Below are 20791 nucleotides of genomic sequence, written 5' to 3'. Positions count from 1 at the left end.
CGGCGGCCCGCCGCTGGTGAGCCGCGGGGCGCCTGTGAGCGTCCGGGGCGGCGGCCCGTCGTCCCCCGGAGGCTCACAGGGGGTGGCTGAGGATGCGGCGGCCCTCGTCGCGGAAGCCGCGCTTGCCGTAGTAGGCGAACAGGTGGCGCACGTCGGCGCCGTTCGGGGCGATCACGATCTCCAGGGTCGTGCAGCCCTGGGCGGCGGCCCACCGGCGGCTGTCCTCGATCAGCCGCTCCGCCTCGCCCCGCCGCCGCGCCTCCGGCACGACGAACAGGTCCTCCAGCTCGGCGTACAGCCCCTGCTCCAGCCCGAACGTGGTCGTGGTGATGCCGAACGCGACCAGCCGCCCCTCGCCCTCGCCTTCACCCTCGCTCACCGCGACCCGGACGCCTGGCGCGGCGATCAGCTTGGCGAGGTTGGCCTTCAGCGTCTGCGCCGGGGTGGTGAAGCCGTCCTCGGCGTAGAAGGCGACGGCGAGGTCGTGGAGTGCGGGCAGGTCGTCAGGGACGGCGGCGCGGATCATGACAGCCATGATGCCGCGACTCGCGGACGAGCGCGTCGAACAGGGCCTGCTGCGCCGGATCGCGATGGGCGGTGTCCTCCGGATGCCACTGCACGGCGGCGAACCAGCCGGGCGCGCCGTCGAGCTCAAGGGCCTCCACCGTGCCGTCGGCGGCGTGCGCGGCGGGGGACAGGCCGTCGCCGAGCCGCTCGACCCGCTGGTGGTGGAAGCAGGACGCCTCCACCTTCGCCGTCCCGGCCGCGTGTTCCAGCAGGGTGCCGGGGCGCAGCGACACCGGGTGCACGACGTGCCGGTGGCCGCCCTCGGGGCCGCCCATGTCCTGCTCCAGCGTGCCGCCGAGGGCCACGTTGACGACCTGGAGGCCGCGGCAGATCGCCAGCGTGGGCAGCCCGGCGGCCAGGGCGTGGCGGGCCAGGGCCAGGTCGAAGGCGTCCTGGTCGTCGTCCACGTCGTAGACGTCCTGGTGGGTGTCGGGGGCGCCGTAGCGGTGGGGGGCGACGTCGCCGCCGCCGGGCAGGAGCAGGCCGTCGAACCTGGCCATCCGGGCCGCCACGCCGTCCGTGCCGTCGCTGGCCGCCGGGTGGATGGTCGCCGGTTCGCCGCCCGCCCGCCACACGGCCTCCACCAGGGCGCGGGCGCTCACCTCGGCGGCATAGCGCAGGGCCGAGGCGGTGGCGGAGAAGCGGGCGGGGATCGCGATCAGCGGTCTCACAGCTGGATCCAGGTGGTCTTGAGCTCGGTGTACTTCTCCAGCGCGTGCGCCGACTTGTCGCGGCCGTTGCCCGACTGCCGCATGCCGCCGAAGGGCACGGTCAGGTCGCCCTCCTCGTAGCAGTTGACCCAGACGGTGCCCGCCCTCAGCGCGCGGGCGACGCGGTGCGCGGTGCCCAGGTCGGAGGTCCACAGGCCGGCCGCGAGGCCGTACTCGGTGTCGTTGGCAAGGCGGACGGCCTCCTCGACGTCGTCGAAGGCCAGCACGGACAGCACCGGGCCGAAGATCTCCTCCCTGGCCAGCCGGGAGCCGGGGTGCACCCGGTCGAAGACGGTGGGTTCGAGGTAGGCGCCGCCGGTGCCGGCCAGGATCCGGCCGCCGCCCGTACGCAGCCGCGCGCCCTCGGCGAGACCGGCCTCGACGTGGCCGCGCACCCGTTCCAGGTGGGCCTCGCCGACCAGGGCGCCCATCTCCGTGGCCGGGTCGAGCGGGTCGCCGACGCGCAGCGCGCGGGCGCGGGCGACCACGGCCTCCGTCACCCGGTCGGCCACCGACCGGTGGACCAGCAGGCGGGACGGCGCGGTGCACATCTCGCCCTGGTTGAAGAAGATGCCCCAGGCGGCGGTGGCCGCGGCGGCCTCCAGGTCGGGGGCGTCGGGAAGGATGATGTTGGGCGACTTGCCGCCCAGCTCCAGCCACACGCGCTTGAGGTTGGAGTCGGCCGAGTAACGCAGGAAGTGCCGCCCGACGGCGGTGGAGCCGGTGAAGGCCAGCACGTCCACGCCGGGGTGCAGGCCGAGCGCCCGCCCGGCGGTGGGGCCGTCGCCGGCGACCACGTTGAGCACGCCCGGCGGCAGCCCCGCCTCGGTGGCCAGCCGTCCCAGCTCCAGGGCCGACAGCGGCGACAGCTCCGACGGCTTCAGCACGACCGTGCACCCCGCGGCCAGGGCGGGGGCCACCTTCCACGAGGCCAGCGTGAGCGGGAAGTTCCACGGCACGACCGCGCCGACGACCCCGGCGGGCTCGCGGGTGACCAGGGCGAGGGCGTCGGCGGGCACGTGCGGGGCCTCGTCGGCCAGCTTGCCGGCCAGCTCGCCGTACCAGCGGAAGGTGGTGATCGCGGCGCGCAGCTCGATGTCGTGCGCGTCGGTGATCGGCTTGCCCATCTCCAGGCTGACGAGCAGCGCCAGGTGCTCGCGCCGCTCCTCGATCAGGGACGCCAGCCGCACCAGCGCCCGCCCGCGCTCGGCGGGCGCCATCCGCGGCCACGGCCCGGAGTCGAACGCCAGCCGCGCCGCCGACACCGCGAGCCCGACCTCCGCCTCGCCGCCGTCGGCCACCTCGGCCAGCATCCGGCCGTCGCGCGGCGAGCGCACCGTGAAGGACGCGCCGCCGGGCTCGTCGGCGCCGTCGATGTGGTGCGCGGACGGCGGCGCGACCGCCGCGGCCCGGCTCAGCCACTCCTCGTGGGTCACGACGCGCCCCGCTCCCCAGCGGCCGCCGCTTGTTCGGTGGCGAACGTCTGGTCGAGCGTCGGCATGTCGCCGTTGACCGGCATCGTCGGCCCTTCTGTCGCGGACGGGTGCTCCGAAAATGTACGGTCCCAAACGATTAGTCGTCAATGGCCTGCCGCCGCGTACGGGGAACCGGGCCCGGTGGCCCGCTCGTTGGCCGGTCGTCACTCCGAGTCCGTGGAGGATCCTTGTTACGACTCGCCTGCCTCGCGCTCGTCGCCGTCCTGGCCGCCGGCTGCACCGTCGCCGACACCGGTCCGCCGGCCGCGCCGGAGGAGACCGAAGAGGTCATCGACGACGAGCCCGACGGCGAGTCCGACGCCGCGGCGCAGGACGAGTCCGTCCGCATCGCCGTCTGCGTGGACACCGGCACGCAGGCCAGGGCCGACTACCGCCCGTGCGAGGACGAGCGCCGGGGCTACGCCTGGTACTTCTACGCCGGTGACGCCACCGTCCCCGCGGTGGGCGAGCGGGCCGACGGCGGCACGTACGAGGACCCCGGCGACGACGAGCTCACCAAGGCGTCGCCGCAGGGCGGCCCCGGCGCGGAGACCGCCATCGAGACGCCCTCGGAGTGGGTCGAGGTGTGCGTCGCGAAGCCGTCCCGGCGGCGCGTGGTCAACAACTTCTGCGAGGACCGGCAGGGCGGCTACGGCTGGTACTACATCGCCATCGACGGCCGCGTGCCGCCCGTCGGCCAGCGGGCCGACAACGGCGCCTTCAGGTTCTACGGCGGCGACAGCTACCGGGCCCGCGAGTCGGGCGGCGACGCGGCGGACGCCGCGATCGGCTACGAGGAGACCGTCGAGGAGTAGAGCCCACCGGCCGGAAGGCCGCGGCGAGGGTCGAGGGCCGAGGGCCGGGGCGCGCCCGGCTACCTGGGGCCGCCGGAGAGCCGGCGGGCGTTGTGGACGACCTTCGGCGGCCGTCCGCCGAACAGCTCGCTGACCGTGACGAACCGGTAGCCGCGGGCGGACAGGCCCTTCAGCACCCGCGGGAGGGCCTTGACCGTGGTCGGGTGGATGTCGTGGAACAGGATGACGCTGCCGGGGCGGACCCGCTTGAGCGAGACGCGGGCCACCCTGGCGCTGTCGCGGTAGCGCCAGTCGAGGGTGTCCACGCTCCACAGGACCAGCGGCCGGTGCGCCTGCCGCCGCACGTCGCCGTCCGTCGCGCCGTACGGGGGACGCACCAGGCCGGGCACGACGCCCGCGGCCGACTTCACGGCCTGGTCGGTCCGGGCGAGCTGGGACCTGATCGCGGCCGGCGACAGCCGGGTCAGGTCAGGGTGCGACCAGGTGTGGTTGCCCAGCTCGTGCCCCGCCTCGACCGTGCGGCGCACCACGTCGGGGTGGAGGCCGACGTTCTGTCCGACGACGAAGAACGTGGCGTGGGCCTGGTACTTCGCCAGGTGACGCAGCAGCGTCCCGGTGTAGGGCCCCGGGCCGTCGTCGAAGGTGAGCGCCACGCACTTGACCTTGCGGCAGTCGGGCTTGCCCGCCTCGGCGGGCTCGGCGGGTTTGGCGGGCCCCGTGGGCTCGGCGGTCTCGGTGGGCTCGGCGGACGGCCCGGTCCGGTCCGGCTTGTGGCCGGGCTTGTGGTCCTGCTTGTGGTCCGGCTTGTGGTCGGGCTTCGGCTCGGGGGAGGCCGACGGCGCCGGGTGGGTGGGGGAGGGCGTGGGGTGGGCGGGGGTGGCCCCCGTGAGCGCGGTCGTGACGGCCAGTGTCGCCGCGGTCATCCCGATACCGGACAGGTACCGCTTCATGCCGCCGTTCATGACGTTCCCCCTCATGCACCGCCCCCGGTGCGTCATCCCCTGAGACCGGCCCAGAAGGACCGTTCCAGAGAGTTGGACACCAGATCCGCCCGCAAGGTTCGCGAGAGTGGTCATCGGCGGATGAAGGTTTCTCCCATGCTCATTGGGCAGAAGTGTCCGCACGTGACAGCACAGACCGTTCAATGAAGAAGTTGACGCCTTGTCAGGCACGGGAGGCATCGAGGATGCGGAACGGCCGGACCAGTACGACGCTCGCCCTCGCGGGGCTCCTGCTCGCCGGATGCGCCTCCGGCGGCGCCCAGCCGGGGGGCGGCCCGCCGCAGGCCGAGGGCCCGGCGGCCAAGCTCGCGATCACCCCGGCGGACGGCGCCAAGAAGGTCGCCCCCGACACCGGGATCAGCGTGCGGGTCACCGGCGGCAAGGTCACCAAGGTGACCGTCGCCGACGCCAAGGGACGCCAGGTGACCGGCTCGACGGCGGCCGACGGCACCTGGCGGCCGCGGTGGCCGCTGCGCCCGGCGACGTCGTACACGGTGAGCGCGCAGGCCACCGGCGCCGACGGCAAGGCCGTCACCGGCCGGTCGTCCTTCACCACGCTCAAGCCCAGGCGGGCCCTGCAGAGCGGCATGTCGCCGCTGGACGGCGAGAAGGTCGGCGTCGGGATGCCGGTCCAGCTGCTGCTGTCCCACCCGGTCACCTCCAGGCAGGCCCGCGCGGCGGTCGAGCGCTCGCTGGTGGTGGAGATGTCCGAGCCGGTCGAAGGCGCGTGGAGCTGGGTGAGCGACCGCGAGGTGCAGTTCCGGCCGCGTGAGTACTGGCCGGTGGGGGAGAAGGTCAAGGTCGTCGCCCACCTGGCCGGGCTGCGCGCGGGTGAGGACCTGTGGGGGACCCGGGACCGCAGCCTGTCCTTCACCGTCGGCCCCCGGCACGTCACCAAGGTGGACGCCGACCGCCACCGGGCCGTCGTCACCGCGGACGGCAAGGTCGTCCGGACGATCCCCGTCAGCCTGGGCAAACCCGGCGACGACAGCTACTCCGGCACCATGATCGCCCAGGAGAAGGCCGCGGAGACCGTCATGGACTCGGCCACCATCGGGGAGCCGGGCGAGTACCGGATCAAGACCAAGTGGAACGTCCGGATGACCTACAGCGGCACCTTCTTCCACGCCGCGCCCTGGTCGACGGGCGCGCAGGGCAACTCCAACGTCAGCCACGGCTGCGTCAACGCCGGCCCCGCCGACGCCCGCTGGTTCTACGACTTCACCCAGCGCGGCGACGTCATCCAGGTCACGGGCACCTCGCGCAAGCTGCGATTCGGCAACGGCCCGACCCCGTGGGCCAAGTCGTGGACGGAATGGCTCGCCGGCAGCGCCACGGGCAAACCCGTGACCGGCTAGACCGTCATCTGACGGCAGGACCTGCGCGAACATCAGAATGTCGCCTTGCCCGCGGGGGCCCGCACCACGATCATGTCGCCAATGGACGCCGACGTACCCCTGGACTACTACCTGATCTACGCCGCCGACCGTGGCCGCGGAACACTTCCCCTGGGCATCCTGGTCGAGGAGTTCGTGCTCTGCGACGACTACACCGCCGCGGGCATCGACTGCGCGGAATGGACCGCCGAGTGCGGCGAGTGGCGCGAGTCGCCCGGATCCAGCCGGGCCATCCGCGCCGACCCAGCGCTGCGCGACCGGGTGCTGCCCGTGACCCGGCGCGACGCCCGCGAGACCTACTCGATGCTCGGCGGCGGCGCGCTGCCGGAGGAGGCCGAGCTGCGGGCCTTCTTCCAGTACCGCCAGGCGCTCCCCGCCGCGGCCCCGCTCGACCTGGGCGGCTCCCCTTCGGCGCAGACCCGGCGCTACCGCATCCTGTTCGCGGGCGAGCTCGGCGAGCGCGGCCTGGCGAACGTGAGCACGGTCCTGCGCCTGGAGCCGCCGCGGGAGAACCCGCGGGCCAGGATCGCCGGCACCGCCACGGCGACCGCCGCCGGACACACCTTCACCTGGGAGCTGCGGCGCATCGGCCCCGGCATCGCCTGGTGCCTGGACGTCACCGTACGCCTGAGCGCCGGCCCGCTGGCCGCCATCGGCGCCCTGCTCCACCACCACCGGCAGGCGATCCGCGGCCAAGGCCTGATCCCGGTCACGATCGAACGCTTCGCCTGACCCCGGACAGCGGGGAAGTCGCCCGGTCCGTGGCCGGTCAGGGGAGGGGCCGGAGGGGAGCCGTTCGCGTGGCGTGCGGCCGGTCAGGGGAAGGGCCGGGGACGGCGTTCGCGTGGCGTGCGGCCGGTCAGGACGACCGGCCACCGCCGCGCCCTTACGGGCGGACCGGTGCCGTGATCATCGGCTGCCGGCGCGGCGCGGCGCGGGCGTGCTGTCGTCGAACGCGGCGAACACCTCGTCCTCCGGCGCCGATTCGAGCAGTTCGAGCAGCTCCATGGCGATGACGGAGTTGCCGAGTTCCGCCGGCCGCGCGGGTGCGAGCACGGACAGGTCGACGAGGTCCTGGTGGTGGGTGACGATCCGCGGTGCCATGGCTGCTCCTTCATCGGCTCCGGCCTGCCCGTGGCGTTCCTGGTGCGAGGCGAAGTGCTCGACAGGCAGGTCTCACATTGACGGACTTTCGCCGGCCCGCCAATGCCCTTCCGGCCCACCGCCGCGCCGAACGGGTGATCCGGCGTGCCGCAAGGCCGGGCAGTGCCTCGCTGACCAGGCCCGTCACGCCCGTCGTGCCCTCTGTGGAAAGGCATTCCCATCCGGCATGGTCTCGGCTTTTCATGTATAGCCAGTAGGAAATGTTGACTTAGCGTCCGGGGTTCCGTAGCTTCGTACGCATGAGCCAGGGCCTCTACCTGACCCGGCGCCCGCACGTGGACCACGGCCACGTCGCCAGCGCGCAGTGTCGCTGATCACGCACCTCCGGCAGACCTCCCTACCCCCTGCGCAGTTCTCCCCAGAGGAACTCATCGTGATCAACATCAGACGTGCACTCCTCACCGTGCTGCTCGCCACCGTGACCGTCGGCTGCGGCGCGGCCGAGGGCTCGGCGAAACCCGGCGAACCGGAGGTGAAGGAGCTCCGCTACCAGGGCAGCACGGGCACCGTCACCTTCCCCGAACTGGCCGCGGAGCTCGGCTACCTCGGCGACGTCAAGCTCAAGTGGGTGGGCAACACCACCTCGGGGCCGCAGGACATCCAGTCCGCGGCCACCGGCCAGACCGACTTCGGCGGCGCCTTCGACGGCGCCGTCATCAAGCTCAAGGCGGCCAAGGCCCCGATCAAGGCGGTGATCGGCTACTACGGCTCGGACGAGAAGTCGTTCAACGGCTACTACGTCAAGGACGACAGCCCCATCAGAACCGCCCGCGACCTCATCGGCAAGAAGATCGGCGTCAACACCCTCGGCGCCCACCACGAGGCCGTCATCAAGGAGTACCTCAAGCGTCAGGGGCTGACCCCGGCCGAGATCGAGCAGGTCCAGCTCGTGGTCATCCCGCCGGTCAACACCGAGCAGGCGCTGCGGCAGGGGCAGCTCGACGTCGGCACGCTCGGCGGCGTGCTCAAGGACAAGGCGCTCGAACGCGGCGGGCTGCGTCCGCTGTTCACCGACGTCGAGCTGTTCGGGCCGTTCACGGCCGGGTCCGTCGTGCTGCGCGAGGACTTCATCGCCAGGAACCCCGGCACCGTCAAGACCTTCGTGGCCGGCTTCGCCAAGGCCATCGCCTGGGCGCAGACCCACCCGCGCGAGGAGGTCGTCGCCAAGTTCCAGCAGATCATCGCCAAGCGCGGGCGCAACGAGAGCACCGACGTCGTGAAGCTCTGGAAGAGCACCGGCATCGCGGGCAGGGGCGGCGTCATCGACAGCCGGGAGTTCCAGCGGTGGATCGACTGGCTCCAGCGCGAGGGCGAGATCCGTCCTGGCCAGGTCAAGGCCACCGACCTCTACACCAACGAGTTCAACCCCTACGCGAACGGGAGCGGCTCATGACCGCCACGATCAGCGAGACCGGCGTCCAGACCAAGATCGGCATCCGGAACGTCTCCAAGGAGTTCACGGTCAGGGACGCGGGCGAGCCGTTCACCGCCCTGTCCGGGATCGAGCTGGACGTCCGCGAAGGGGAGTTCCTCACGCTCGTCGGGCCGAGCGGCTGCGGCAAGTCCACCCTCCTCGACCTGGTCGCGGGCCTCACCGAGCCGACGTCGGGCCAGATCGTGGTCAACGGCGCGCCCGTCGCCGGGCCCGGCCTCGACCGGGGGATCGTCTTCCAGCAGTACGCGCTGTTCCCCTGGCGGACCGCGCTGGCCAACGTGGCCTTCGGGCTGGAGGCCAAGGGCGTGCCCAGGGCCGAGCGTACGGAACGGGCGCGGCGGCACCTGGAACTGGTCGGACTGTCCGGCTTCGAGGACCGCTACCCGCACGAACTGTCGGGCGGCATGCGCCAGCGCGTCGCCATCGCCCGCAGCCTGGCCTTCGACCCCGACGTCCTGCTGATGGACGAGCCGTTCGCCGCGCTCGACGCGCAGACCCGCGAGTCGCTCCAGGAGGAGCTGCTGCGCATCTGGCAGCACACCCGCAAGACCGTCGTGTTCATCACGCACGGCATCGACGAGGCCGTCTACCTGGGGCAACGCGTCGCCGTGATGACCTCCAGGCCGGGCCGGATCAAGGAGATCATCGAGGTGGACTTCGACTCGCGCGAGGGCGACCTGCGGGCCGACCCGCGCTTCGGCGAGTACCGGCACCACGTGTGGGGGCTGCTGCGCGACGAGGTCGCCGCGGCGCAGGTGCAGGAGCGGAAGGCGGCGATCCGGCATGACTGACGCCCGCGCCGACGAACGGACGCGTCCCGAGGGCGACGTCCACTGGTACGACCTCCCCGACGACGACCCCGACCCCGCCACCCGGGACGAGCCCGCCGCTGTCCTGCCCACCGCTGTCCTGCCCACCGCTGTCCTGCCCACCGCTGTCCGGCCCACCGAGGGGGAGGACCGGAAGGCGGCGTCGGGCGGAACGAGCCGGAAGGCGGCGGCGTGGCGGCGGGCGGGCCGGCCGGCGCGGCGGGCGGTGCGGAACTCGGCCGCGATCCTGCTGCTCCTGGCCGCCTGGGAGGTGCTGCCCCGCCTCGGCGTGGTGGACCCCGTGTTCGTGCCCCCGCTGTCGGAGAGCCTGGCCGCCGGCGCGGACCTGCTGCTCACGGGCCGGCTCCCGGAGCACCTGGGGGCGTCGCTGGCGCGCTCGCTGTCCGGGTTCGGGCTGGCGATCGTGCTGGCCATCCCGCTCGGGCTGCTGATCGGCTGGTACAAGCCCGTCGCCGACTTCCTCACCCCGCTGCTGGAGGTGTTCCGCAACACCTCGGCGGTCGCGCTGCTGCCGGTCTTCACGCTCATCCTCGGCATCGGCGAGACGACGAAGGTGGCGTTCGTCCTGTACGCCTGCTCCTGGCCCATCCTGCTCAACACCGTCAGCGGCGTGAAGACCGTCGAACCTCTGCTGATCAAGTCGGCCCGGTCGATGGGCCTCGGCCCGGTTCGGCTGTTCCAGAAGGTGATCCTGCCGGCCGCCGTGCCCACCATCTTCACGGGGGTGCGCCTGGCGGGCGCGTACTCGATCCTCGTGCTGCTGTTCGCCGAGATGGTCGGCGCCAAGGCCGGGCTCGGCTACCTCATCCTCGACGCCCAGTCCAGCTTCCGCATCCCCGACATGTACGCCGGCATCATCACGATCTCCGTGGTCGGCCTGCTGTTCAACCTGCTCCTGATCGGCGTCGAGCGCCGCTTCTCCACCTGGAGGACCACGTGACGAGAAAGCTCCACCTGAACGCCTTCCTCATGGGCGTCGGCCATCACGAGGCCGCCTGGCGGCACCCCCGCACCGAGCCGAGCCGCCTGACCGACGTCCGCCACTACCAGGAGCTGGCCAGGATCGCCGAGCGCGGCAAGCTCGACTCGCTCTTCCTCGCCGACGGCGTGGCGCTGCAGGGCGACGTCCGGCACAACGCGCTCGGCGGGCTGGAACCGCTCACGCTGCTGGCCGCGCTGGCCTCGGTGACCGACCACATCGGCCTGATCGCGACCGTCTCCACGACGTACAACGAGCCCTTCCACGTGGCGCGCAAGTTCGCCTCCCTCGACCACATCAGCGGCGGCCGGGCCGGCTGGAACATCGTCACCTCCGCCAGCGAGGCCGAGGCGCTCAACTTCGGCGTCGAACGCCCCACGCACGCCGCCCGCTACGCCAGGGCGGACGAGTTCCTGGAGGTCGTCGGCAAGCTCTGGGACAGCTGGGAGGACGACGCCATCCTGGGCGACCGCACCGGCGGCCGCTACGCCGACACCGGCAAGATCCATCCCGTCGAGCACATCGGCCGCCACTTCGCCGTCCGGGGGCCGTTGAACACCTCCCGTTCCCCGCAGGGCCGTCCGCTGCTGGTGCAGGCCGGGTCGTCGGAGGACGGCAAGGAGTTCGCCGCCCGGCACGCCGAGGCCGTCTTCACCGCCCAGCAGACCCTGGAGGAGGGCCAGGAGTTCTACAGCGACCTCAAACGACGGGTGGCCGCCCACGGCAGGCAGCCCGGCGACGTGCTCGTGCTGCCCGGCATCTCGCCGATCATCGGCTCGACCGAACGGGAGGCGCTGCACCTGGAGAAGGAGCTCGAAGACCTGATCATCCCCGCCTACGGCCTGGCCCAGCTCTCCCACCTGACCGGCATCGAGCTGACCGAGGACGACCTCGACCGGCCGCTCCCGGACGTGGCCGTCGAGACCGAGGGCGCGCAGAGCCGTCGCAAGCTCGTCATCGACCTGGCCAGGCGGGAACGCCTGACGGTCAGGCAGCTGCTCAACCGGCTGGCCGGCGGCCGCGGCCACCGCGTGGTCGCCGGGACGCCCGAGCAGATCGCCGACCAGCTCCAGGAGTGGTTCTTCACCGGGGCCGCCGACGGCTTCAACATCATGCCGCCGCTGCTCCCGTCGGGACTGTCCGACTTCGTGGACCACGTCGTGCCGGAGTTGCAGGTCAGGGGCCTGTTCCGGTACGAGTACGAGGGCCGTACCCTCCGCGACAACTACGGCCTGACCCGGCCCGTCTCCCGGTACGCCGCCGGGCTGGCGGCGGCGGTGGCCGGATGAGCGTCGTCGCGCTGGTCGGCAACCCCCGCGAGGGCTCCAGGACGCGGACCGTGGCCGTGGAGGCCGCCGAGGCCGTCGCGCGGCGGCTCGGCCTCCCGGGCGCGCACGACGTGATCGACCTGTCGGCGCTCGGGCCGCACCTGCTCGCCCCCGGGCCCGCGCCCGGCGTGGAGGTGGCGCTGGAGCTGGTCGCCGAGGCGCGGGTGCTGGTGGTGGCCAGCCCCACCTACAAGGGCACGTACACCGGGCTGCTGAAGGCGTTCCTCGACCGGTTGCGGCCGGAGGCGCTGGCCGGGGTGGTGGCGTTGCCGCTGCTGGTCATGGGCGATCCGAAGCACGCGCTGGCGGTCGAGGTGCACCTGCGTCCGCTGCTGGTGGAGCTCGGCGCGACCGTGCCGACACCGGGGCTCGCGGTGCTGGAGTCGCAGCTGCCCGTGCTGGAGGAGCCCCTGGGCCGCTGGGCGGAGCGGGTCGCGCCGCAGGTGGCCGCGGCCCTCGCGGTCGGCCATCCGGCCACCGCCTGAACGACGGCGGGCCGTCTGAAGCACGGCGGGCCGGCTGAAGGACCGCGGTGCCATTCGCCTGGGGGCGGGGGTGCCGCGTGGGTAGCGGGCGGGCGGGGGTGCGGGGTCAACGCCAGTCGCCGGACTGGAGCGCCCCCGCCGCCTGCGGTCCCATAGTGACCAGGCCGCCGTCCACGAACACCGACGACCCGGTCATGTACGAGGCGGCCGGCGAGGCCAGGAAGGCGATGACCGCGGCGACCTCCCGGGCGTCGCCCGGCCGCGGGATCGGGTACCCCGGACGGCTCCCGGCCCGCGGCGGCCGGTCCTCCTGCCCGGTCATCGGGGTGGCGATCTCGCCGGGCGCGACCGTGTTGACCGTGATGCCGTGCGCGGCCAGCTCCAGCGCCAGCACCCGGCTGAGCAGCTTCAACCCGCCCTTGGCCGCGCAGTACGGCCCCGCCCCCACCCTCGGGTACTCCTCGTGCACGCTGGTGACGTTCACGATCCGGCCGCCGCGCCCCTCGGCGACCATCCGCCGGGCCGCCCGCTGCGCGCACAGGAACGGCCCGTCCAGGTCCACCGACAGCACCGAACGCCAGCGCTCGTAGTCCATGTCGAGCAGCGGCTCCGACGATCCGGTGCCGGCGTTGTTGACCAGCACGCCGAGCCCGCCCAGATCCCCGGCCAGCTCGTCGACGACGTGCGCGGCGCGGACCGGGTCGGTCAGGTCGTGGCGGCGCACGGCCGCCGCCTTGCCCGAGTTCCGTACCAGCGCGGCGGTCTCCCGTGCGCCGTCCTCGTCCTCGTGGTAGGTGATCCCCACGTCGAACCCGTGCTCGGCCAGCAGCACGGCGGTGGCCCTGCCGATACCGGAATCGGCGCCCGTCACAACGGCGACCCGGTCGTAGGTGTCGGTCATGCCCTCCCCCTGCCCACCTCCGGCCCCCTGACGCGCCCGCCTCACCGCGTCAGGCCGAGCTCCGTCAGCACCGAGCGGACCTTGGCCACCATCTCGGGCTTGTCCCGCCCGAGCCGCAGATCTCGCAGGGCGAGCACGCCGCGCAGCCGGGGCGCGTCCAGCTTGAGGTGCCCCAGGACGATGTCGAGGAAGGCGGTCGCGTCCTTGTCGGCATAGGGGGCGAACGCCTGGCTCAGCAGGATGCAGTCGGCGTAGGCGCCGGCCAGCTCGGCCGGGTCGCCGCCGCGGCTGGACAGCAGCCACAGGCGGAGCAGGGCATGAGCGGGCGACATCGCGCGGTCGGGCCAGTAGCCGGCGACGGTCATCAGCGAGCGGCTCAGCTCGGCCGTGAGCGGCGCCAGGGCGTGGACGAGCAGCTCTTCCTCGTAACCGCAGATGAAGTGGAAGTGGCGGGCGGCCGCCATGAACTCCTCGTGCATCCAGGAGGACTGTCCGCGGGTCTCGTGATCCGGCCCCCTCTCGAAGGTCCAGTAGAGGTCGACCAGCGGCGGGGTGGATCCCCTGCTGCCCACCCACCTGAGGAGCAGGGTGCGTTCGCCGTCCTGCCACGACCGCTGGACCTCCACGTGGCGGACCAGGTTCGTCCAGGCGTTGTAGGCGATCTGGGACCGCCACAGACGGGCGATGCTCCGCCACCTGCTCACCACCGAGACCGGGGTGCCCGCCGTGACCGGCGGCGCGGGGAACAGCTCCTCGCCGGTGACCTCGTCACAGGCGAGGGTCAGCAGGACGAGCAGGTTGAGGCTGTAGGTGGCGAACTGCATGGGGGCGGTGCGCAGCTCGCGGACGCGGCCGGGCAGGTACGAGCCGAAGGTCAGGGAGCTGCGGAAGTACAGCGCGTCGTGGAACAGGGCCAGCAGGGTGCGCTTGAGCATGTCCCGCGAATCGCGGCTCAGCCCGCGGATCAGGTCCTGGAGGAACTCCAGCACCGATTCCCTGGATGACAGCGGGTTGTGGCACAGCAGCGCGTGCAGGAAGTCGTCGTTCGGGCGGTTGCGCCGGGCGTGCCCGGTGTCCAGTTCCGCCGCGGCCACCAGGTCCTCGACCTCATGGGTGGTGAGCCGGGCGACGAGATACTCGCCGAAGGTGGAGTGCAGGAACTCGTAGGTCTTCCGCTGCTGGTCGTCCTGCGTCGCCTGCGATTCGTGCACGAAGAAGAAGCGCCCCACGACGAGCTGGGCGGGGTTCAACGGCGTCCGGAACTCGCCGGCCTGGCTGCTCTCCTCGGCCAGCAGGTGGAGCAGGTCTCCCTTGAGGTCCTCCTCGGTCGCCCACTGGCTGTTGCGGTTGAACATGGCGAACGCCACGACCGACAGCCGCAGCAGCTCCCGGTCCACGGAACGCTCCAGCGCCTGCTCCGACAGCGCGTCGCCGGACTTGCGGACCTCCCTGCGGGCGAACCTGACGAGGAGCCGTTCGTAGAGCTGTGCCCGGTCCAGCCTGCCCAGCTCGTGACGCAGGGGGTTGCCGTCCATGTCGTAGAGCGCGAGCATCAGCAGCAGGAGCGGTTGGAAGGCGAGTTCGCCGAGCCCGGCGACGGTGGACAGCTCCAGCGGGAAGAGGGAGTGGTCGCTGAAATACCGGGCGTTCAACCGGTTCCACATGTCCAGCCACCGCTTGACCTGGGTCTCGTTGAACGGTTCCAGGTGGATCACCACGGTCTCCCGCGGCAGGCGGGCCCGGTCGGCCACCACGGTGCGGCTCGTGACGATGACCGCGGTGGGCCTTCCCTGGGCAGCCTCGCGCTCCTGGAACGCGGCCACCTTCTCCAGGTAGTTCGTGTTGCTCACGCCCGTCGCCTGGAGCAGCTCGTCGAAGCCGTCCAGGATGACCACGCCGACGATGTTCGCGGCCCCGGCGTACAGTGCGGGCCATCGCACGCTCTCACCCGTGGCCTGCCGGATGGCGTGCTCGATCTGCGTCTGCAGGTCCTGCTCGGCGGGCGCCTCCCGGAGCGGGACGCGGACGACGGCGAACTGCTCCGGCGGCAGCCTGGCCGCCAGGATCTTGGTCAGGACGGACTTCCCCGCACCGGGCTGCCCCAGCACCAGCAGCGGGAGCTGGGTGGCGCTCGGATGCGTGAGATAGCCGAAGAGCAACGTGCGCAGGTCGCTCTCCAGAGGACGGTCCCGCCACCAGCTCCACTCGGCCGGCCGGGACGAGCCGGTCACGACCGCCCGGCGGAAGCACGGGCTGATGTACGCCTGGTCGAGCGTGGGCATGGTCATGTCGTCGGGCAGGTCGGCGCTGGAGATGACGGGCTGGTTCAACGCCGTCCGGTAGTGCTGTGAGAGCGCGTCGCGGATGCCGCCGGGCACGGCTCCCGACACGACCGATTCGAGCAGCCGGCGCAGATCGCGCAGACCGGTGTCGAGCGATCCGATGACGGTACGGGTGGCCTGATGGTCGACGCGGGCCGCCCAGTACGCGATCTCGGGCACCTCGGTGCACAGGCGGTGGAACAGCTCGGCGTACTGCCGGCGCGCCGCCTGCGGCACGCCGTCGGTCAGCCAGCGTTCGGCCTGCTCGCGCTGGGCCTCGGTCATGGACTCCCACATGCGCAGCCCGCGCAGGAACGTCAGCAGCCGGGCGGACAGCAGCCGGTAGTAGTCGTCCAGAGCCTTCTCGACCTGCTCGTACGGCTGCGTCGGTCCTGGGCAGGGAAGTTGGACGTGCAGGAGGTGCTCGACCAGGTCGCCCAGCCGGTTCCCGGTCACGTCCGAGGCGCCCGCTATGAGCACCTGCTCCGACCTGAGCATGCGCAGCTTCCCGGCGCCGAGGTGCTCCTCCCCCTGCCGGACGGCCTCGAAGAACGCGGTGACGACGATGACGGCGTGGGCGGCGGCGATCCGTTGGGTGCGCTGGTATCTGCCGAGGCCGGAGAAGCGGTCGTGGAGCGCCGTGCCGAGCTGTCCGCTCACGCGGGCGAGCTCTCCCTCGACGTCGAACAGGCTGACCACCAGCTCGCCCGTCGGGCCGGTCGCGCTGAGCAACAGCCCTCCGACCAGGCGGTCGAGCGCCTTGACCAGTTTCCCCTCGCCGCCCAGCACTTTCACGGCATCCGAATAGTTGAACCACCCTACGGTCACACAAGACCTACACCACAACGGAGGATGAGCCGTCTACGGTTGTGTTACTGATGTGACCATATGGTTAGACGTCGGACGAATCAATATTTGATCCGTTTATCCGGATTAAAGCGGCATGAGAATTAATGTCGATTAAGTTGTGGAATGACGTATTTGGTCCGCATCGGCGAGGTGGTGGTTCCCCGCCGATTCCGGACCCGGTCCCTAGCGGTCGCCGACCAGGGGCGGCGGCGGGGTGCTGTTGTCGAACTTCCTGCAGTCCTCCGCCTGGCGGGGCTCCTCCAGCAGCTCCCGGACGGTCAGGCCGATGGGGGAGTCGCCGAGCCTGTCAAGGTCGGACACGATGGAGAGCGCGTCGATCAGGTCGCTCCGCTGCGGTGCCATGGCCATCTCCTCTGCTGGTCGACACTCGCCGCCTCGCGAGGCGTGAGCGGCGCGGAACGCCGGCTCCGAAGTTTCGCGAGAACGTTGATCTGGAAGGTACTGTCTGCGTGCCGGCATTGTCGTCGCCCTATTATAGCTGTCCGGAAAACAGCTAACAGTGCTGACCGTAATGACCGGCGTGCATGAAACCTGTACGCTAATCAGCATAATGTCGGCCATCTCCATCTTGCCCCTGCCACCAGTGCGGTAATCCCTCACTGGGACTCGCGGACGGGAGGCGATAACGCGTGACGGATTCACCGGAGTCGGTGGCGTGGGGGACCACGGGCCCGTATCCCGCGGTCTGGAAGGTCCCGCCGCGGAACCAGAACTTCACCGGGCGGGAAGAGCTGCTCGACAGGCTGCGCAGCGGGATCGTCGGCCAGGTCACCGCGGTGGTGGCACACGCCCCCAACCTGCCGCAAGGCCCGCGCGCCCTGCACGGCCTGGGCGGCGTCGGCAAGACCCAGATGGCCATCGAGTACGCCTACCGCTTCCGCGACCAGTACGACCTCGTCTGGTGGATCCCCGCGGACCAGCCGGGCCTCGTGCGATCGAACCTGGCGCAGCTCGCGCCGCGGCTGGGCGTGCCCGGATCCACCATGACCAGCACGGAGGACGCCGCCGACGCCGTGATCGAGAGATTGCGCAGCGGGGAGCCGTACGAGCGGTGGCTGCTGATCTTCGACAACGCCGACGAGCCCGAAGACCTCCAGCCGAACATTCCCCCCGGCCCCGGGCACGTGCTCATCACCTCGCGCAACCACCGGTGGGAGGGCGTGGTCGGCACGGTCGCCGTCGACGTGTTCAGCCGCGAGGAGAGCATGCAGTTCCTCGGCAGGCGCATGCGCCGCTCGATCAGCGACGCCGACGCCGGCCGGCTCGCCGAGGCTCTCGGGGACCTTCCGCTGGCGCTGGAGCAGTCGGCCGCGCTGCAGAGCGAGACCGGCATGTCGCCGGAGGAGTACCTGCGCCTGCTCAAGGAGCGCACCGCGAGCCTGCTGAGCGAGGGCAAGCCCGCCGAGTACCCGTTGTCGATGTCCGCGGCCTGGGAGCTGTCGGTCAGCACGCTCCAGGAGCACCTGCCCGAAGCCATGGAGCTGCTGCGCTGCTGCGCCTTCTTCGGGCCCGAGCCCATTCCGCGCGGGGTGTTCCGCCCGGTCAGGGGTCCGGTGCGGCCGGTCATGGCCGAGTTGCTCGCCGACCCGCTCCGGCTGAGCAAGGCGATCAAGAGACTGGGGAAGTACGCGCTGGTCCGCATCGAGGCCGAGCCCGGCCAGGGCACGGTCACCGGCGAGCGCACGATCCAGGTGCACCGGCTCATCCAGGCGCTGCTGCGGGAGGGCCTGCCGGCCGACACCCAGGACCTGATCCGGGCGGAGGTGCACTCCCTGCTCGCCGGAGCGGCGCCCGGCGACACCGGCGACCCCGCGAACTGGCCCCGGTTCGACGCCCTGCTGGCCCATGTCGCGCCGACCAGGCTGGCCGACAGCGAGCGTGAGGACGTGCGGGAGTTCGCGCTGCGGATCCTCGAATACCTGATGGCCTCCGGCAACCACAACGTCGCGCGCACGCACGTCGACAGCTTCCTGGAGCGGTGGAAGGCCGACTCCGGCCGGCAGGACATCAGCGTGTTGCGGGCACAGCGCGTCAAGGGCGACCTGCTCCGGTTCCTGGGCCGCTACGACGAAGCGTACGACCTGGACATGGCCACGCTCGCCGCCATGCGGGAGACGGTCGGCGACGAGCATCGTGACACCCTGGTGCTGCGCAACGGCATCGGCGCCGACCTGCGCGGTCGCGGCCTGTTCGTCGAGGCGCGCGAGCACGACACCGAATCGGTGAGCGTGCACCAGGCCGTCCTCGGTCCCGACCACGCCCGTACGCTCATGGCGGTCAACAACCTGGCGCTCGACCTGGGGCTCAACAGCGACTACCGCGGCGCGCGGACACTGCTCGAAGAGGCGCTGAGGGCGGCGCAACTGGCCGAGTCGGCCGTGGCCCGGGGCACGGTCCTGAACCTGTGGGCCAGCCTGAGCCGCATGACCCGGCTCTGCGGAGACTACGCGGAGGCCTGCGACATCGGCGAGGAGGCGCTGGCCTACGGTCAGGAGCAGCTCGACGCCGACCATCCGCGCATCCTGCTCACGCAGAAGGACCTCGCCATCGCCCGGCTCCGGGTGGGCGAGGCGGCCGAGGCCCTCGAACTGGCCGCCACCGTGCACGCGCGCTACGTGCGCAACTACGGCATCGACCATCCGAGCACGCTGGGCGCCGCTCTGTGCCTGGCCAACGCGTTCCGGGTCAACGACCTGATCGACAGGGCGTTCAAACTGGCCCAGGACGCCATGGTGCGCTATCCGAGGGTGTACGGGCCCAACCATCCGTACTATTTCGGCAGCGCCAGCAACGTGGCGGTCCTGCTGCGGGTGCGCGGCGACCTGGAGGGCGCCCGCGAGCTGAACGAACGCGTCATCGCCGGGCTGAAGGCCACGGTGGGCGGTGGGCACCACTACGCGCTGACCGCGTCCGTCAACCTCGCCAGCGACCTGGCCGCCCTCGGCGAGCTGGAGGCGGCCTGCGGGCTGGGCAGGGACACGCTTCGGCAGCTCCGTCCCCTGGTGGGCGAGCAACATCCCACCACCCTGGCCTGTGCCGCCAACCTCGCCGCCGACCTGGCCAGGGCCGACTACAAGGAGGAGGCGGCCGCCCTGCGCGAGGAGACGATGCGCCACTACCGCGAGACGCGCGGCATGGAGCATCCGGACGCGCGGGCGGCGGACGAAGGCCGCCATCTCGACCTGGACTTCGACCCCCCGCCCGTGTGACGGCAGGCGCCGCGGTCACTGCCCGCCGGAGGACGGGCGCGGCGCCGCCGGGGCCGTCCCGGACAGCGCGGCCAGCTCCTCGTGGAGCGCGCCCCGGATGTGCGTGATCAGCCGGTACAGATCGCGGCTGTAGACGGACGGGTTGCGGAAGCCGCTGCCCTCGCGATAGCGATGCGGGTAGAGGCCGCCGCCGCAGATCCCCACGATGTCGCAGGACGCGCAGGTCTCCGACATCGCGTCACGGCCGATCTGCCGGGCGACGATGGCCGGTTCGAGCAGCGCCGTGTCGAAGGAGTCGCGCAGCACGTGCAGCGCGGTGCGCGTCGCCCCCTCGTAGGCGGACTTGAGCGTGTCGACCTGCTCGATGCTGCCGTCCGTCTCCACCACGACCACGGCCACGGGCGCCAGCCCGATCGACTCGCTCCTGGACGGGCTGCCGCACAACTGCCGGATGATCTCGCTGAACAGCCGGATCCGGGTCGCCCTGGGCCGGGCCGAACGCCAGTGCTCGAAGACGGCGACGAGCCAGTCGCCGTAGGGCTGTGCGGTCGCCGACCAGCCGGGCGGTGGAGTCTCCCAGTTGCCGTGCGGCAGCAGGAAGTCCACCGTCGGCGGCTGGAACTCCAGCAGGGCCTTGTAGGTGATGACGGGGTCGTTGGCGAGGTCGAGCGTGCACAGCAGGCCGCTGAACAGGTGGCGATAGGCGGGCGAGGTGAGCCGGGCCAGCCCGGCGCGCACCTTGTCGTAGCTGCCCTCCCCGTCGGAGCGCCGGCGGTGGCGGTCGTGCCCGTCGGCGTCACCGTCGAGGCTGACGCCGACGTACACGTCGAGCTCGGCGAGCAGGTCCAGGAACGCCTCGCTGAGCAGGACGCCGTTGGTCTGCACCTGGACGACCGCGTCTGTCCGCTCGCCGAGCGCCGATCTCAGGGCGTTCACCGCGTATCGGACGTGTGGCATGCCGGCCAGCAGGGGCTCGCCGCCGTGCAGGGTGATGTCCACGCTCTTCAGCTGGTGAGCATCGGCGTGTTCGGCGATGCGGGCGGCCACGCGGTCGATGGTCGGCTTCGCCATGCTCCGCGGCTGGCGGCGCCAGCTCTGGTCGGCCATCTCGTACATGTAGCAGTAGTCGCAGGCGAGGTTGCAGCGGCTGTGCAGCTTGAGGATGAACTGCCGGAAGGCGGTGGGGCGCCAGCCGGACTCCAGCAGGAGCCCGACGTCGAGGTCGGCGGGCCATTCGTTGCCGCCCGGACCGGTGGGCGCTCCGCCGTCTCCGTGCACGTCGATCAGCTCCTGGGACGAATGTG

Annotated in this window: 18 protein-coding genes; 9 read left to right on the top strand and 9 right to left on the bottom strand. The window is 71.9% G+C overall.

All coding sequences use genetic code 11. The features are described from left to right. Positions 1-73: 73 nt before the first annotated feature. Genes ACIBK9_RS21040 through ACIBK9_RS21030 form a run of 3 tightly spaced genes read right to left on the bottom strand, consistent with a single transcriptional unit; the run spans position 74 to position 2713 of the window. Entirely contained in the window at positions 74-526 is a 453-nt protein-coding gene (locus ACIBK9_RS21040) for a GNAT family N-acetyltransferase (protein ID WP_397160404.1), read from the bottom strand. Beyond that, positions 504-1238: a gamma-glutamyl-gamma-aminobutyrate hydrolase family protein gene (locus ACIBK9_RS21035; protein WP_397160402.1), complete on the bottom strand. Its 735-nt coding sequence runs from the start codon at positions 1236-1238 to the stop codon at positions 504-506. The genes ACIBK9_RS21040 and ACIBK9_RS21035 overlap by 23 nt, the downstream gene beginning before the upstream one ends. Further along, a complete protein-coding gene (locus ACIBK9_RS21030; RefSeq protein ID WP_397160400.1) occupies positions 1235-2713 on the bottom strand; it encodes an aldehyde dehydrogenase in 1479 nt (492 codons plus the stop codon). Before ACIBK9_RS21030 ends, ACIBK9_RS21035 begins: the two co-directional genes overlap by 4 nt. 227 nt (positions 2714-2940) lie before the next feature. Between ACIBK9_RS21030 and ACIBK9_RS21025 the strand changes: the two genes are divergently transcribed. Continuing rightward, positions 2941-3567: a hypothetical protein gene (locus ACIBK9_RS21025; RefSeq protein WP_397160398.1), complete on the top strand. Its 627-nt coding sequence runs from the start codon at positions 2941-2943 to the stop codon at positions 3565-3567. Positions 3568-3626: 59 nt separating this feature from the next. On the opposite strand, the gene ACIBK9_RS21020 is transcribed toward ACIBK9_RS21025, so the two are convergent. Next, positions 3627-4529, bottom strand: coding sequence for a polysaccharide deacetylase family protein (locus tag ACIBK9_RS21020; protein ID WP_397160396.1), 903 nt, complete (start codon positions 4527-4529; stop codon positions 3627-3629). 224 nt (positions 4530-4753) lie between these two features. Between ACIBK9_RS21020 and ACIBK9_RS21015 the strand changes: the two genes are divergently transcribed. Then, entirely contained in the window at positions 4754-5926 is a 1173-nt protein-coding gene (locus ACIBK9_RS21015; protein ID WP_397160394.1) for an Ig-like domain-containing protein, read from the top strand. A gap of 81 nt (positions 5927-6007) precedes the next feature. Further along, positions 6008-6697, top strand: a complete 690-nt coding sequence (locus tag ACIBK9_RS21010) for a hypothetical protein (protein ID WP_358292460.1) — start codon at positions 6008-6010, stop codon at positions 6695-6697. Positions 6698-6874: 177 nt separating this feature from the next. Here ACIBK9_RS21010 and ACIBK9_RS21005 read toward each other — a convergent pair whose 3' ends face one another. After that, entirely contained in the window at positions 6875-7069 is a 195-nt protein-coding gene (locus ACIBK9_RS21005; protein WP_397160392.1) for a hypothetical protein, read from the bottom strand. Positions 7070-7502: 433 nt separating this feature from the next. Between ACIBK9_RS21005 and ACIBK9_RS21000 the strand changes: the two genes are divergently transcribed. Genes ACIBK9_RS21000 through ACIBK9_RS20980 form a run of 5 tightly spaced genes read left to right on the top strand, consistent with a single transcriptional unit; the run spans position 7503 to position 12186 of the window. Continuing rightward, positions 7503-8522 carry an ABC transporter substrate-binding protein gene (locus tag ACIBK9_RS21000; protein ID WP_397160390.1) on the top strand — a complete coding sequence of 340 codons (1020 nt, stop codon included), beginning with the start codon at positions 7503-7505 and terminating at the stop codon, positions 8520-8522. Further along, positions 8519-9355, top strand: coding sequence for an ABC transporter ATP-binding protein (locus ACIBK9_RS20995; RefSeq protein WP_397160388.1), 837 nt, complete (start codon positions 8519-8521; stop codon positions 9353-9355). The genes ACIBK9_RS21000 and ACIBK9_RS20995 overlap by 4 nt, the downstream gene beginning before the upstream one ends. Continuing rightward, on the top strand, positions 9348-10334 hold the full coding sequence (locus tag ACIBK9_RS20990) for an ABC transporter permease (protein ID WP_397160386.1): 987 nt from the start codon (positions 9348-9350) through the stop codon (positions 10332-10334). Before ACIBK9_RS20995 ends, ACIBK9_RS20990 begins: the two co-directional genes overlap by 8 nt. Further along, positions 10331-11662, top strand: a complete 1332-nt coding sequence (locus ACIBK9_RS20985) for an LLM class flavin-dependent oxidoreductase (protein ID WP_397160384.1) — start codon at positions 10331-10333, stop codon at positions 11660-11662. Before ACIBK9_RS20990 ends, ACIBK9_RS20985 begins: the two co-directional genes overlap by 4 nt. Continuing rightward, positions 11659-12186 (top strand): NADPH-dependent FMN reductase, encoded by a 528-nt coding sequence (locus tag ACIBK9_RS20980; protein ID WP_397160382.1) that lies wholly within the window; start codon positions 11659-11661, stop codon positions 12184-12186. Before ACIBK9_RS20985 ends, ACIBK9_RS20980 begins: the two co-directional genes overlap by 4 nt. Positions 12187-12292: 106 nt before the next feature. Here the strand turns inward: ACIBK9_RS20980 and ACIBK9_RS20975 are convergent, their stop codons facing one another. From ACIBK9_RS20975 to ACIBK9_RS20965, 3 genes are all read right to left on the bottom strand, one after another. Next, positions 12293-13087: an SDR family oxidoreductase gene (locus tag ACIBK9_RS20975; protein WP_397160380.1), complete on the bottom strand. Its 795-nt coding sequence runs from the start codon at positions 13085-13087 to the stop codon at positions 12293-12295. 41 nt (positions 13088-13128) lie between these two features. Continuing rightward, complete coding sequence (locus tag ACIBK9_RS20970; protein WP_397160378.1) at positions 13129-16236, bottom strand: NACHT domain-containing protein; 3108 nt, start codon at positions 16234-16236, stop codon at positions 13129-13131. Between the two features lie 204 nt (positions 16237-16440). Next, positions 16441-16620, bottom strand: coding sequence for a hypothetical protein (locus ACIBK9_RS20965; protein ID WP_397160376.1), 180 nt, complete (start codon positions 16618-16620; stop codon positions 16441-16443). A gap of 287 nt (positions 16621-16907) precedes the next feature. Between ACIBK9_RS20965 and fxsT the strand changes: the two genes are divergently transcribed. Beyond that, positions 16908-19487 carry an FxSxx-COOH system tetratricopeptide repeat protein gene (fxsT, locus tag ACIBK9_RS20960; RefSeq protein ID WP_397160374.1) on the top strand — a complete coding sequence of 860 codons (2580 nt, stop codon included), beginning with the start codon at positions 16908-16910 and terminating at the stop codon, positions 19485-19487. Positions 19488-19502: 15 nt separating this feature from the next. Here the strand turns inward: fxsT and ACIBK9_RS20955 are convergent, their stop codons facing one another. After that, positions 19503-20765: an FxsB family cyclophane-forming radical SAM/SPASM peptide maturase gene (locus ACIBK9_RS20955; protein WP_397160372.1), complete on the bottom strand. Its 1263-nt coding sequence runs from the start codon at positions 20763-20765 to the stop codon at positions 19503-19505. Positions 20766-20791 lie beyond the last annotated feature (26 nt).

Origin of the sequence: Nonomuraea sp. NPDC050227 (assembly GCF_044459705.1) — a bacterium.
Taxonomy (GTDB): domain Bacteria; phylum Actinomycetota; class Actinomycetes; order Streptosporangiales; family Streptosporangiaceae; genus Nonomuraea.
The sequence above is the reverse complement of the archived record's forward strand: the minus strand, read 5'-3'. Positions and strand labels throughout refer to the sequence as shown.

What these genes read in the sequence shown, in the direction of transcription:
- ACIBK9_RS21040 (WP_397160404.1), bottom strand. Translation starts at nt 526, where the DNA reads ATGATCCGCGCCGCCGTCCCTGACGACCTGCCCGCACTCCACGACCTC.
- ACIBK9_RS21020 (WP_397160396.1), bottom strand. Translation starts at nt 4,529, where the DNA reads ATGAACGGCGGCATGAAGCGGTACCTGTCCGGTATCGGGATGACCGCG.
- ACIBK9_RS21015 (WP_397160394.1), top strand. Translation starts at nt 4,754, where the DNA reads ATGCGGAACGGCCGGACCAGTACGACGCTCGCCCTCGCGGGGCTCCTG.
- ACIBK9_RS21010 (WP_358292460.1), top strand. Translation starts at nt 6,008, where the DNA reads ATGGACGCCGACGTACCCCTGGACTACTACCTGATCTACGCCGCCGAC.
- ACIBK9_RS21005 (WP_397160392.1), bottom strand. Translation starts at nt 7,069, where the DNA reads ATGGCACCGCGGATCGTCACCCACCACCAGGACCTCGTCGACCTGTCC.
- ACIBK9_RS20995 (WP_397160388.1), top strand. Translation starts at nt 8,519, where the DNA reads ATGACCGCCACGATCAGCGAGACCGGCGTCCAGACCAAGATCGGCATC.
- ACIBK9_RS20990 (WP_397160386.1), top strand. Translation starts at nt 9,348, where the DNA reads ATGACTGACGCCCGCGCCGACGAACGGACGCGTCCCGAGGGCGACGTC.
- ACIBK9_RS20980 (WP_397160382.1), top strand. Translation starts at nt 11,659, where the DNA reads ATGAGCGTCGTCGCGCTGGTCGGCAACCCCCGCGAGGGCTCCAGGACG.
- ACIBK9_RS20975 (WP_397160380.1), bottom strand. Translation starts at nt 13,087, where the DNA reads ATGACCGACACCTACGACCGGGTCGCCGTTGTGACGGGCGCCGATTCC.
- ACIBK9_RS20965 (WP_397160376.1), bottom strand. Translation starts at nt 16,620, where the DNA reads ATGGCACCGCAGCGGAGCGACCTGATCGACGCGCTCTCCATCGTGTCC.